Origin of the sequence: Aureimonas altamirensis, from assembly GCF_001463885.1 — a bacterium.
GTDB classification, from domain to species: domain Bacteria; phylum Pseudomonadota; class Alphaproteobacteria; order Rhizobiales; family Rhizobiaceae; genus Aureimonas; species Aureimonas altamirensis.
Genome location: NZ_BBWQ01000018.1, coordinates 246,038 through 257,661 on the forward strand (window position 1 = coordinate 246,038; position 11,624 = coordinate 257,661).

Sequence of the window (11,624 nt, forward strand, 5' to 3'; positions counted from 1 at the left end):
CTGTCTAATAGATAAATTTCTTCCAAACATAACTGCAGGGAATGGAATGAACGAGCGAGACCTGCGTTACTTCGTTGCCGTCATGGAGAGCGGCGGTATCGGGGCCGCGGCCGCCCGCCTCGGCGTTACGCAACCTGCCGTGACGAAGTGCGTCGACCGGCTGGAGGATGCCCTGCGCACGCCACTCCTGACGCGCAAGGGACGCCATGTCGAAGCGACGCCGGCCGGCCTGGTCTTCCACCAGCGGGCAAAGGCGATCCTGCAGAGGATCGAGGAGACCCGGCGAGAAGTGAGCGATCATGCCACCGGCGTCAGCGGGCATGTCAGGCTTGGTGCGGCGGCGACGATGACCGAGACGCTCCTGCCGAAGGTGATCGAGCTGATCGTGCGGGAGGCGCCCGGCATCACGCTCGACCTCATGACCGGCATGAACGACGTCCTGCGCGACGCGCTGCGCGAGGACCGGCTGGACATGCTGGTCAGCCCGACCGCGCCGGGTGGTGACGAGTTCGAATATGAACCGCTGATCTCGGACGACGTCGTGGTGGTGGCGCGTGCCGGCCATCCACTTGCCGGTCGGGAAGGTCGCATGGAGGAGATGCTCGACTACGACTGGATTTTGCCGTCCAGTTCGGTTGTGCTGCGGCGCTGGCTGGATCATTCGTTCGAGCGTGCGGGGCTACGCAAGCCGCGTGTTCAGGTGGAGGTCAACTCGCTCGTGCTTATGCCGCGCCTTGTAGGCAAGAGCGATCTTCTCAGCTTCTGCTCCGGAGAGCGCCTGGCCGCGTCCGACCTCGTCGAACTGAAGTGCGAGCAAACGACGTACCGCCGCTCCTTCGGCCTGCTCTATCGCTCCGACGCATACCGCTCGCCCGCTGCAATGACGATTGCCCGGTTCCTGAGGTCGGTTATCGAGGCAGATGAGCCGCTGCAAGGTCAGTGACAAGGTTGAAGGGTGGTGCGGGTGGTCGGGGTCGAACCGACACTCCTTTCGGAACCGGATTTTGAGTCCGGCGCGTCTACCAATTCCACCACACCCGCACGGTGCACCTTGCCGGATACGCAATCGATTCCGGCACGGACATGCCCCTATACGATAGCTTCGTGCGTATTTCCAGATGCCGCCTTCACGGTTGTGCGCGGCTTCAAATGGTTTCCGGCTGGCGCAGCAGCGCCAGGGCATCGACGAAGCGATCGACGCTGTCGGCAAGCGGCCCGCAATTGTCGATCCGCACATGAAGGCGGGCCGTACCCGGAACATCCAGAGGCACCGCCCGTGCCAGCCGCGCATCCACCTGCCGCTCCGTCTCGCGCCCTCGCGCCAGAAGCCGGGCACGCAGGACCTCGCCGGGCGCGGTGATCTCGATCACGGCAAGGCACGGAAATATCGTCGCGGCAGGGGCAAGCGCACGCCGTGACAGATTGGCAACCGCGACACCACCGGCAAGCGTATGCGCCAGCGCCGAGGCGGGCAGGGCGTAGGAAAGATCGTGTGCGCTCCAGGACAGGCAGAACCGGCCCGCCGTCTGTGCGGCCTGGAACGCCCCCGGCGTCATCGCTTCGTTGTCTTCGTTGGGTCCCTCGGACCGGGTGATGACACGCCGCACGAACAGGACGCCGTAAGCGCCGCTTGCCCTTTCGGCAGCAGCCGCCAGGACGGTGTCCTTGCCGGCGCCGCTGGGGCCCACCACCGCGACGAGACAACCCTTCGGCTCTTTCGTGGCGTCATTGCCCGGCATCTCGATATCCCCTGATTACCCATTCCATCGATTCGACATCGGAGGGAAAGCCGGTACAAATCGATGGCACTCATCATCCGGCCGACCGGACAAAAACGCGTCCTCGGCACCCCCTTGATTCCCATTTCCCGCAGCGCGAGGAAACCCCGCATGAGTTTCGATCTTATCATCCGCAATGCAACCCTGCCGGACGGACGGCGCGGCATCGATATCGCGGTCCGCAACGGCCGGATCGAGGCCGTCGAGGCGGGCGTGGATGCGGAAGCCGGCGAGGTAGTCGACGCCGAAGGACATCTGGTTTCGCCGCCCTTCGTGGATATCCATTTCCATATGGATGCGACGCTGTCGCTCGGCATTCCGCGCCTGAACCGCAGCGGGACGCTTCTGGAGGGTATCCAGCTCTGGGGCGAGTTGAAACCGCTGTTGACGAAGGACGCGGTCGTGGAGCGGGCCCTGCGCTATTGCGATCTTGCGGTTTCGCAGGGGCTGCTTGCGGTCCGCAGCCATGTCGATGTGTGCGACGACAGGCTGGTGGGCGTCGAGGCGCTGCTCGAAGTCAAGGATACGGTCCGCGACTATCTGGACCTGCAACTGGTGGCTTTTCCTCAGGACGGCCTGTTCCGCGCTCCCAACGCAGAGGCGAACCTGTTGCGTGCGCTGGACATGGGCGTCGATGTGGTCGGCGGCATCCCGCATTTCGAGCGGACGATGGAAGCCGGCGCCCGGTCGGTTACCCGGCTCTGCGAGATCGCCGCAGAGCGGGGCCTGATGGTGGACCTGCATTGCGACGAGACGGACGACCCCATGTCGCGCCATATCGAGACCCTGGCAGCGGAAACCGTGCGCCTCGGGCTTCAGGGCAGGGTGGCCGGCTCGCATCTGACCTCCATGCACTCGATGGACAATTACTATGTCTCCAAGTTGCTGCCGTTGATCGCGGAGGCGCAGATCCATTGTGTGCCGAACCCGGTTGCCAACATCGTCCTGCAGGGCCGGCACGACACCTATCCGAAGCGACGCGGCATGATGCGCGTGCCGGAATTGTGGGCACTGGGTGTCAACGTGGCTTTCGGGCAGGATAGCTGCATGGACCCATGGTACTCGATGGGCAATGCCGACATGCTGGATGTCGCGCATATGGCCGTCCATACCGGGCACCTGACCAGCCGCGACGCTGTCACAAGGTGCTTTGACGCGGTGACGCGCGCCGGGGCATCGGCTTTCGGGCTGGAGTCCTATGGGCTGGAAAAAGGCTGCAATGCCGATCTGGTCATCCTGGATGCGGCGGACGCCATCGAGGCGGTGCGCCTTCGCAGCCCGCGACTGCGTGTCTACCGGCGCGGCAGGCTGATCAGCCGGGCCGAGCCGCGCCGCGCCGAACTGAGCCTGCCCGGCCGACCCGCCATGGTGGCGCCCTCCGCCTATGCGCCCCCGGTCGGTTGAGCGTTCAAGCGTTCAACTGCCACAAGGCGCCATTGAGCAGGCTGGCGAAGGCCACCCACGCGACATAAGGCACGAAGCACCATGCGGCACGGCGCTCCACCGTCCACACACGGACGGTGAACGCGACGGCCGCCGCCAGCATTCCAAGAGCGATGCCGAGTGCCGGGCCGAGCAGGTTTGCGCCGAAGAAAACCGGTGTCCAGATGAAGTTCAGGCCCATCTGCAGGAACCACAGCGTCAGCGCGGGGCGATCCCGCCTGCGCCAGACGAGCCATCCGGCGATACCGATGAGCACGTAGAGCACGGTCCAGACGGGCGCGAAGATCCAGTTGGGCGGGTTGAACCACGGCTTCTGCAAGCCCTCATACCACGCGCCGGGCACATTGTTGGCGCCGATCAGCAGGCCCCCGCCCACGGCGATCAGCAGGAAGATGGCGAGGGAAAAATACCTGGATGTCATCGGATACCATACTCTGTGCAACTCGAATAATCCCCCGGTCGTTTGTCCGGGACCCAGGCAGAAGAGGCGCTCCCGTGACGAATTGCAAGATCGCTGAGAAGCCGCTTCTGGTACTGCTGCATGCCTTCGGCTCCAGCCGACATGCGTGGCGCGATATCGCCCCGCATTTCGAAGAGACATTCGACATTTTCGCACCCGATCTGCCGGGCTTCGGAAGCGCGGCCGGGCAGGGCGCGCTGAGCGTCGGCGACACGGTCGCCGCCCTGGCCGGCGACATTGCCGAGCAGGTCGGCGGCGAAGGCTGGATCGTCGCCGGGCACAGCATGGGCGGCAAGTTCGCCACCATTCTCGCGTCCGGCAAAATCGGCGGCCTTTCGCCGGCGCGGGGCGTTCTTCTATTGGCGGGGTCGCCGCCTTCGCCGGAGCCGATGGGCGAGGACAGAAGAGCCGAGATGATCGCCTGGGCGGCGGATGGCCACATCGATGAGCGCGAAGCAACCGCGTTCGTTTCGGCCAATGTCGGCGCGCCCCTGCCGGCAGACGCGGCAAGACTTGCCGTTGCAGACGTCATGGCCAGTTCGGCCGCGGCATGGACGGCGTGGCTGGAATCCGGCAGCAGGGAAGACTGGTCAAGCCGGGTGGGCGGGCTCGACATGCCCTGTGCGATTCTCGTCGGCACAGAAGATGGCGACCTCGGCGAAGCCGGGCAGAGGGCAACGAACATGACCGTCTATAGCGATGCCGAGCTGTCGGTAGAGGAAGGCTGCGGCCATCTCCTGCCGCTGGAGCGGCCCGCCGCGGTGGTGGCCGCCTTGTCGGCGCTTCAGCGCCGCGCCTGGACCACAGGCGCATCGACCACATCGGATGCATCCGCCGACGCCCGCTCCGCATAGCGCTGCGCCATCCAGGCACAGGCGAATAGCTGGATCTGATGGAAGAGCATCAGCGGCAAGACCATCATGGCCAGGGCGGGGCCCGGCATCAGGATGCCGGCCATCGGAATGCCCGTCGCCATGCTTTTCTTGGAGCCGCAGAACACGATGGCGATCTCGTCCGCGCGGCTGAAGCCGAGCTTCCGGCTTGTCCATGTGGTGGCTGCCAGAACGATCAGCAGGATGACGCAGCACGCCAGCACCGTGAGCGCGAGGTCCTGCCAGCCAATGGTAGACCAGACGCCGGCGTTCATGCCTTCGCTGAAGGCGGCATAGACGACCAGCAGGATAGACAGGCGATCCACGAAGGCCGTCAGCGGCCGGTGGCGCGTCAGGAAGGCGCCGATCAGCGGACGCATCGCCTGGCCGGCGGCAAACGGCGCCAGGATCTGCAGGGCGATCTTCTGGATCTGGTCTAGGCCGAAGCCCAATCCGCTCGAGTGCATAAGCGCCACCACCAGAAGCGGTGTCACGAGCACTCCGACCAGGTTGGAGAGCGACGCGCTTGTCAGCGCGGCCGGGACATTGCCCCCGGCGATCGAGGTGAAGGCGATGGAGGATTGTACCGTCGAGGGCAGCAGCGTCAGGAACAGGATGCCGGCCACCAGCGGATCGGACATCACCGGCCCCAGCACCAGGACCGCCAATAGGCCAAGCACCGGAAAGACCGCAAAGGTGAACAGGAAGACAAGCCCCTGAAGGCGCCAGTGAAGCAGCCCTTGCCAAACGGCCTTTGGCGACAGCCGCGCGCCATACAGGAAGAAGAGCAGGGCGATCGCTCCGTAGACGACCCACTCGAAGATCTCTGCCGCCTGCCCCCGTGCCGGTAGGACGACGGCGATGGCCACCGCACCCAGAAGGAGAAGCGTTTGCCGGTCGATGGGAAGGCGCAGGCGCATGATAATCCAGCCGATCGTGTCTCTGATAGCAGGCGTAACGATTGGTACACCTATTGCCCCCGCGATCACGTTTCCGTCAAGAGGCCGCGTACGATGCGGCGCTGCAGCACGGCATGCTTGGCTGCCTAAGCAACGATCTTGCCGAGCCTGAAACTATTGGTTAACGCAATTTACAAGGGACATGACATGCGACTGCACCGGTACCGCCAGGCCGGCTTCAGCAGGGGGTACTGCATTGAGAGGCATCGCAGAACGCGTCGATGCACGTGTCACCGTTCCGTTGGTCGATTGGTTCCTTAAACCCGATGCGTCGACAGACGCATCCATCGTAGAAGACCTGTTGCGCTCGACATCCGGCGGGGTCGCCGTCGTGATGTTCGGCTGCGTATGCCTGACGCTGCAGGTTGCGATCTATGCGTATCACAAGCCGGCGCAGGCAATGCCGCTGCTGCTTCTGGTAGCGGCCTCGTCCTCGGCACGAATGGTGGGCCTGCACCGCGCCCGCCACGGCCTTGCCGCGTCCAACCTGGTTGTCCTGTCGGGCATCGCCTGGGCCTCGACCGTCGGGCTCATCTGCGCGCTCTGCATGCTGACGGGAGAAATCGTGCTGACGACGGTCGCGGCGCTGACCATGACGGGGTTTGCCTTTACGTCGGCCTATAACAACGCCGGCATACCACGGCTGGCCCGCACGCAGGTTCTGATCGTCGGTGTGCCGTTTCTGCTGGCCAGCTTGTTTACCGGCATAGCTGAAATGCCGGTCATACTGGCTCTTGGCCCGATCTGGATTCTGGGGATCATGCATCTCGTGAAGGCGACGCACAAAAGCGTCGCGGCAACCATTACGACGCAGAAGCGCAATGCCTTTCTTGCCATGAACGACGATCTCACCGGCCTGGCCAACCGGGTGTCCATTCTCGGTGCCATCGAGAACATGGCACGGGATGCGACGGCCGATGGCCTGCCGGAACGTCCATACGTGCTGTATCTCGATCTCGACGATTTCAAGCCGATCAATGACAGGTTCGGACACCAGATGGGCGACTTCGTGTTGCGCACCGTCGCAGGCCGCCTGCGCGATGCCGTGGGCGCATCCGGGCAGATCGGCCGCGTCGGCGGTGACGAGTTCGTCATCGCCCTTTCTCCGGCAACCGCCTGCGAGGCGGCAGAGGTTGCGGCCCGGCTGAGTGAGGCGGCCCGACTTCCGGTCGATCTTGGCGGCGGCCATAGTGTGCAGATCGGCGCTACCATCGGTGGAGCATCCGTCGGCAGCGCCGGCGTCGATGCTGCCTTGGCCAGGGCGGATGCGCGCCTGTACGAGGGAAAGCGTCAGGGTGGCGGCGTCAACCGGTTCGATTGACGGCGATGCGCGCGGCAAACTCGGCGATGAAACCGGCCATGAACTCTTCCGCCAGGGGCGCGACCGGGGTGAATGACGGCGTTATGATTGCCCATTCGAACAGGATGGCAGGTCGGAACGGCCGCACGACCAACCTTTCCCCGGCATAGTGATCGGCGGTGAACGGGTCCACCAGAGTAATGCCGATGCCCTCGGCCGCCATCCGGCAGGCCATCATGGTGAGGGGTGATTCGACCCGAAGCCTGGGCCGGACACGATGTGCGGCGAAGACGCTGGAGATCGTATGCTCGATCAGCGATGGGGCGGCCAGCGTGATGAAATCCTGCTCATGCAGATCCGTCGCATGGATTTCGTGTTTCGACGCCAGCGGATGCGAGCGGGGCAAGGCGACGACCGCCTCGAACGGCGGCAGAGGCGTTGTCCTGACGGCGGTGCTTTGAAACTGCTCGTGGACGACGGCAAGATCGCATTGGCCGGATGAGACCCAATCGAGCGCCAGCGGCGATGTCGGGCCAAGAACGGTGATCTCCAGCGTCGGCCGCGCTGCCAGAAAGCGCGCCGCGAAGGCCGGCAGGAAGTCCACCGCCAGTGCCGGCAGGCCAGCAATGCGAAGCCGTCCCACCCGGCGCTCACGCAGGTCCGCCGCCTGCCGCTCGATCCGCTCCAGGCCCTGAAACGACCGTTCGACTTCGCGATAGAGCGTTATCGCATCGCTTGTCGGAACCAGCTTGCCGCCTCGACGCTCGAACAGCGTCAGTTGCAACCGGTATTCGATGTCCTGGATCAGGCGCGTGACGGCAGGCTGCGTCAAAGACATGAGCTGTGCGGCACCGGTTGCCGAGCCTGCAAGGATGACGGCGCGGAACGCCTCGACCTGCCTATGCGTGATCATAACATTTCCACATGGAACGACCCTAAAATCTGATTTGACGTATAGAGCCGAATTTTAGAACGTTGCCAAGTGACGCAATTCTGAACAGGACGCAACAATGAGCAAACGAGCGCGTACGACCCTCTTCGCCTCCGTGGCGATTTCCTGCCTGACGATGGCCGGCACCGCCGGCGCCCAGGAAAAAGTGCTGTATGTCGCCGCCTATGGCGGCTCCTACGAGCAGACCATGCGGGAGAAGGTCTTCCCGAAATTCGAGGCCGAACATAACGTTCGCATCGAGTATCTGGCCGGCAACTCCACCGATACGCTCGCGCGCCTCGTCGCCATGCGCTCCAACCCCCAGGTCGATGTCGCCATCATGGACGACGGGCCGATGTATCAGGCGCTCGCGCTGGGCCTGTGCCGCGATCTCGACGATGCCCCGGTCTTCGCGGACCTGTTCGACACGGCCAAGATCGAAGGTAACCAGGCCACCGGTATCGGCGTCGTCGCCACCGGCTTGATGTACAACAAGGACTATTTCGCCGAGCAGGGTTGGGATGCGCCGACATCGTGGGCCGACCTGCGCGACCCCAAATATGCCGGCAAGCTGATCGTGCCGCCGCTGTCCAACACCTATGGTCTGCACGCGCTGGTGATGGAAGCCGAGCTCGACGGCGGTAACGAGCGCAACATCGACCCGGGCTTTGCCGCCTTTGCCGACACGATCGACAGCAATGTCCTGGCTTACGAGCCGTCACCCGGCCAGATGACCGCCCTGTTCCAGAGCGGCCAGGCCGTGCTGTCGGTATGGGGTTCGGCGCGCATCAACTCGCTCGCCAACACCGGCTTCCCGGTCGAGATGGTCTATCCGAAGGAAGGCGCCGTCGCCCTGGGCATCGTGGCTTGCCCCGTTGCCGGCAAGAACCAGCCGGAGGCGCAGGCGCTGATCGAATACATGCTCTCGCCCGAGGTGCAGGAAGAGATCGCGCGCGACTACGGCTACGGGCCGGTGAACAAGAACGCCAAGCTGACGGACGAAGAGGCGGTGGGAATCCCCTACGGACCGGAGCAGGTGGGCAAGCTGCGTGTGATCGACTGGTCTTACGTCAACCCGGTTCGCGAAGAGTGGAACACGCGCTGGACGCGCGAGGTCGAAGGCTGAGCCATGAGCTTCCTTGTCCTGGAAAGGCTGACGAAGATCTATGACGGCGTGACTGCCGTGGACGGAATTTCGCTCAGCGTCGAACGCGGCGAGTTCGTGTCTCTGCTGGGGCCGTCCGGCTGCGGCAAGACAACCACGCTGCAGATGATCGCCGGCTTCGTCGACGTCACATCCGGGCGCATCATGCTGGAGGGGCGGGACCTGTCTCAGGTTCCGCCCGACCGGCGCGGCCTTGGCATCGTCTTCCAAAGCTATGCGCTGTTTCCGCATATGACCGTTGCCGACAATGTCGGTTTCGGGCTGGAGATGCGCAAGGTGGGCCGGGCCGAGCGCGACCGCAAGGTGGCCGCGGCACTGGATCTCGTCGGGCTTTCAGGCTTTGCGGAGCGCTATCCGCGCCGCATGTCCGGTGGCCAGCAGCAGCGCGTCGCGCTGGCGCGGGCCCTGGTGATCGAGCCGAGCCTTCTGCTTCTCGACGAACCCCTGTCGAACCTCGACGCCAAGCTGCGCGAAGAGATGCAAAGCGAATTGCGCGACATCCAGGAGCGCACGGGGCTGACGACTATCCTCGTGACGCACGACCAGAACGAAGCGATGGCACTGTCCGATCGCGTCGTCGTCTTGAACAAGGGACGGATCGAGCAGGTCGGCGCTCCGGAAGCGGCCTACCAGGTACCCGAAACGCGCTTCGTCGCCAGCTTCCTCGGGCGCACCAACACGCTCGAGGGGCATTCCACCGGAACTTCGGTGTCCCTGAAAGACCAGAACTGGCCGGTGGCCCGGCCCGAATTGAAGGGCAGGGTGCTGATCACCGTGCGGCCCGAACGGATCGCCTTCAGCGATGGACAGGGGCTGCGGGGCGTTGTGCGCAAGCGCGTTTTCCAGGGCAGCCAATGGGCTTTCCAGATCGAGAGCGAGGTCGGCGACGTGTCGGTGATCGCACCGAATGGCGGCAGGGCCTTGCCCGCAGTGTCCGAGCCGGTGCGCCTGACATGGGCCGAGGCCGACATGCGGGTGCTGCCCGTGCATGAGGGTGATGCACGATGAGCCGCACCGCGACATTGCCGGCGCCCGCCGCCGGTGCTGCCGCCCGCAGGCGACGCAGCTTCGCTCCGCTGCTGCTGAGCCTGCCGGCCCTTACGGTCGTCGGTACGCTGATCATCGTGCCGCTGGCCATGACGGCGATGCTGTCGCTGCACTCTTTCGGCATGTATACCGGGGTAACGGACGACGTCTCGCTGGCCAATTACGTCGAGATATTCGGCGACCCGTATTTCCACGACATCTTCCTGCGGACGTTGCGCATCTCGGCCTTCGTCACCCTGCTGGCCATGCTGATGGGCGCGCCGGAAGCCTACATCCTGCATCGCATGCGGGCGCCCTGGCGCAGCCTGTTCCTGCTGGTCATGCTGGGCCCGCTGCTTATTTCGGTCGTCGCGCGCACGCTGGGCTGGGCGATGCTGCTCGGCTCCAACGGCATCATCAACCAGGGGCTGATGGGCATCGGCATTCTCAGCACGCCGCTCAAGTTCATGTATACCGAAACCGGCGTCATCATCGCGCTGGCGCATGTGATGCTGCCCTTCATGGTGATCTCCGTCTGGGCCTCGCTGCAGAAGCTTGACCCGCAGGTCGAGAATGCCGCCGTGTCCCTGGGCGCAAAGCCCGGCACCGTCATCCGGCGTGTCGTGCTGCCGCAGATCATGCCGGGCATCCTGTCTGGCTGCATCATCGTCTTCGCGCTGGCGGCATCGGCCTTCGCGACACCCGCCATCATCGGCGGCCGGCGGCTGAAGGTGGCAGCGACGCTGGCCTATGACGAGTTCCTGTCGACGCTCAACTGGCCGCTCGGCGCGGCGATCGCGATGCTGCTTCTGGTGGCCATCATCATAATCATCGTCGGTTGCAACCGGCTCGTCGAAAGACGCTATGCTGAGGTGTTCGAATGAGACGCAACGGCTTCCTGGCGCTCGCCTTCCATACCTTCGTCGTCATCTTCACGCTGGCGCCCATCGTCACCGTCTGCATCGTCGCGTTTACGCCCAACGGCTATCTGTCGCTGCCGACGTCCGGCTTTTCCCTGCGCTGGTTCCGCGCCATCGCCGACCGGCCGGAATTCGTCCGGTCGTTCGTGGACAGCCTGTGGCTGGCGGCCGTCGCGTCGACATTGGCGGTCGTGCTGGCGGTGCCGGCGGCTCTTGCCATCGCACGGCATCGGTTTATCGGGCGGGCGGCGCTGTTGAACCTGTTTCAATCGCCGCTGATGATCCCGCATCTGGTGCTGGGCATCGCCTTCCTGCGCTTCTTCACCGAAACGGGGCTGGGCGTATCGTCCGCCACGCTGGTGGCAGGCCATCTGGTGGTGGTGTTCCCGTTCGCGCTGCGCCTGGTGCTGACAGCGTCGGTGGGTATCGACCGGCTGGTGGAAAACGCGGCAGTCTCGCTCGGCGCATCGCGGTGGACGACGTTCCGGCGCATCACGCTGCCGCTGATCCTGCCGGGCGTCATTTCGGGCTGGATGCTGTCCTTCATTCAAAGCTTCGACGAGGTGACGATGAGCGTCTTCATCTCGACGCCGCAGACGACGACGCTGCCGGTTCGCCTGTTCCTGTACATCCAGGACAATATCGACCCGCTGGTTGCATCCGTATCGGCCATCCTCATCGCACTGACGGTGGTGGTGATGGTTGTCCTGGATCGCATTTTCGGAATGGAACGGTTGCTTGTCGGCCCCGGCCGGAACTGACCGCAGGAG

12 protein-coding genes and 1 tRNA gene are annotated in these 11,624 nt (G+C 64.4%); 8 read left to right on the forward strand and 5 right to left on the reverse strand.

Annotated elements, in window-relative coordinates; all coding sequences use genetic code 11:
- The first annotated feature begins 46 nt into the window (after window positions 1-46).
- Complete coding sequence (locus tag AUL31_RS13980) at window positions 47-943, forward strand: LysR family transcriptional regulator (protein ID WP_060607693.1); 897 nt, start codon at window positions 47-49, stop codon at window positions 941-943.
- Between the two features lie 13 nt (window positions 944-956).
- Here the strand turns inward: AUL31_RS13980 and AUL31_RS13985 are convergent.
- A tRNA-Leu gene (locus AUL31_RS13985) sits at window positions 957-1,041 on the reverse strand.
- Window positions 1,042-1,145: 104 nt separating this feature from the next.
- Window positions 1,146-1,739 (reverse strand): phosphonate metabolism protein/1,5-bisphosphokinase (PRPP-forming) PhnN, encoded by a 594-nt coding sequence (gene phnN / locus AUL31_RS13990; RefSeq protein WP_060607696.1) that lies wholly within the window; start codon window positions 1,737-1,739, stop codon window positions 1,146-1,148.
- 150 nt (window positions 1,740-1,889) lie between these two features.
- Here phnN and AUL31_RS13995 point away from each other — a divergent pair, with 150 nt between their 5' ends.
- Entirely contained in the window at window positions 1,890-3,182 is a 1,293-nt protein-coding gene (locus AUL31_RS13995) for an amidohydrolase family protein (protein ID WP_060607698.1), read from the forward strand.
- Between the two features lie 4 nt (window positions 3,183-3,186).
- On the opposite strand, the gene AUL31_RS14000 is transcribed toward AUL31_RS13995, so the two are convergent.
- Window positions 3,187-3,642 carry a TspO/MBR family protein gene (locus AUL31_RS14000; RefSeq protein WP_060607701.1) on the reverse strand — a complete coding sequence of 152 codons (456 nt, stop codon included), beginning with the start codon at window positions 3,640-3,642 and terminating at the stop codon, window positions 3,187-3,189.
- A 74-nt stretch (window positions 3,643-3,716) separates the two neighbouring features.
- On the opposite strand from AUL31_RS14000, the gene AUL31_RS14005 reads away from it, so the two are divergent.
- Window positions 3,717-4,535 carry an alpha/beta fold hydrolase gene (locus AUL31_RS14005; protein WP_060607704.1) on the forward strand — a complete coding sequence of 273 codons (819 nt, stop codon included), beginning with the start codon at window positions 3,717-3,719 and terminating at the stop codon, window positions 4,533-4,535.
- Here AUL31_RS14005 and AUL31_RS14010 read toward each other — a convergent pair.
- Window positions 4,466-5,473 carry a bile acid:sodium symporter family protein gene (locus AUL31_RS14010; protein WP_060607708.1) on the reverse strand — a complete coding sequence of 336 codons (1,008 nt, stop codon included), beginning with the start codon at window positions 5,471-5,473 and terminating at the stop codon, window positions 4,466-4,468. The genes AUL31_RS14005 and AUL31_RS14010 overlap by 70 nt on opposite strands.
- Window positions 5,474-5,708: 235 nt before the next feature.
- Between AUL31_RS14010 and AUL31_RS14015 the strand changes: the two genes are divergently transcribed.
- Window positions 5,709-6,833: a GGDEF domain-containing protein gene (locus AUL31_RS14015; protein WP_159439804.1), complete on the forward strand. Its 1,125-nt coding sequence runs from the start codon at window positions 5,709-5,711 to the stop codon at window positions 6,831-6,833.
- Here the strand turns inward: AUL31_RS14015 and AUL31_RS14020 are convergent.
- Window positions 6,817-7,725 carry a LysR substrate-binding domain-containing protein gene (locus tag AUL31_RS14020; RefSeq protein ID WP_060607714.1) on the reverse strand — a complete coding sequence of 303 codons (909 nt, stop codon included), beginning with the start codon at window positions 7,723-7,725 and terminating at the stop codon, window positions 6,817-6,819. The genes AUL31_RS14015 and AUL31_RS14020 overlap by 17 nt on opposite strands.
- 97 nt (window positions 7,726-7,822) lie before the next feature.
- Between AUL31_RS14020 and AUL31_RS14025 the strand changes: the two genes are divergently transcribed.
- Genes AUL31_RS14025 through AUL31_RS14040 form a run of 4 tightly spaced genes read left to right on the forward strand, consistent with a single transcriptional unit; the run spans window position 7,823 to window position 11,615 of the window.
- Window positions 7,823-8,869 (forward strand): ABC transporter substrate-binding protein, encoded by a 1,047-nt coding sequence (locus tag AUL31_RS14025; protein WP_060607717.1) that lies wholly within the window; start codon window positions 7,823-7,825, stop codon window positions 8,867-8,869.
- A 3-nt stretch (window positions 8,870-8,872) separates the two neighbouring features.
- Window positions 8,873-9,916, forward strand: a complete 1,044-nt coding sequence (locus AUL31_RS14030) for an ABC transporter ATP-binding protein (protein WP_060607720.1) — start codon at window positions 8,873-8,875, stop codon at window positions 9,914-9,916.
- A complete protein-coding gene (locus AUL31_RS14035; RefSeq protein ID WP_060607723.1) occupies window positions 9,913-10,818 on the forward strand; it encodes an ABC transporter permease in 906 nt (301 codons plus the stop codon). Before AUL31_RS14030 ends, AUL31_RS14035 begins: the two co-directional genes overlap by 4 nt.
- Window positions 10,815-11,615 (forward strand): ABC transporter permease, encoded by an 801-nt coding sequence (locus AUL31_RS14040; protein WP_060607726.1) that lies wholly within the window; start codon window positions 10,815-10,817, stop codon window positions 11,613-11,615. The genes AUL31_RS14035 and AUL31_RS14040 overlap by 4 nt, the downstream gene beginning before the upstream one ends.
- Window positions 11,616-11,624: the final 9 nt, after the last annotated feature.

Excerpts from the sequence above, each read along its gene's own strand:
- AUL31_RS14010 (WP_060607708.1), bottom strand. The coding sequence starts at position 5,473 with ATGCGCCTGCGCCTTCCCATCGACCGGCAAACGCTTCTCCTTCTGGGT.
- AUL31_RS14000 (WP_060607701.1), bottom strand. The coding sequence starts at position 3,642 with ATGACATCCAGGTATTTTTCCCTCGCCATCTTCCTGCTGATCGCCGTG.
- AUL31_RS14020 (WP_060607714.1), bottom strand. The coding sequence starts at position 7,725 with ATGATCACGCATAGGCAGGTCGAGGCGTTCCGCGCCGTCATCCTTGCA.
- AUL31_RS14025 (WP_060607717.1), top strand. The coding sequence starts at position 7,823 with ATGAGCAAACGAGCGCGTACGACCCTCTTCGCCTCCGTGGCGATTTCC.
- AUL31_RS14035 (WP_060607723.1), top strand. The coding sequence starts at position 9,913 with ATGAGCCGCACCGCGACATTGCCGGCGCCCGCCGCCGGTGCTGCCGCC.
- AUL31_RS14030 (WP_060607720.1), top strand. The coding sequence starts at position 8,873 with ATGAGCTTCCTTGTCCTGGAAAGGCTGACGAAGATCTATGACGGCGTG.
- AUL31_RS13995 (WP_060607698.1), top strand. The coding sequence starts at position 1,890 with ATGAGTTTCGATCTTATCATCCGCAATGCAACCCTGCCGGACGGACGG.
- phnN (WP_060607696.1), bottom strand. The coding sequence starts at position 1,739 with ATGCCGGGCAATGACGCCACGAAAGAGCCGAAGGGTTGTCTCGTCGCG.
- AUL31_RS13980 (WP_060607693.1), top strand. The coding sequence starts at position 47 with ATGAACGAGCGAGACCTGCGTTACTTCGTTGCCGTCATGGAGAGCGGC.
- AUL31_RS14040 (WP_060607726.1), top strand. The coding sequence starts at position 10,815 with ATGAGACGCAACGGCTTCCTGGCGCTCGCCTTCCATACCTTCGTCGTC.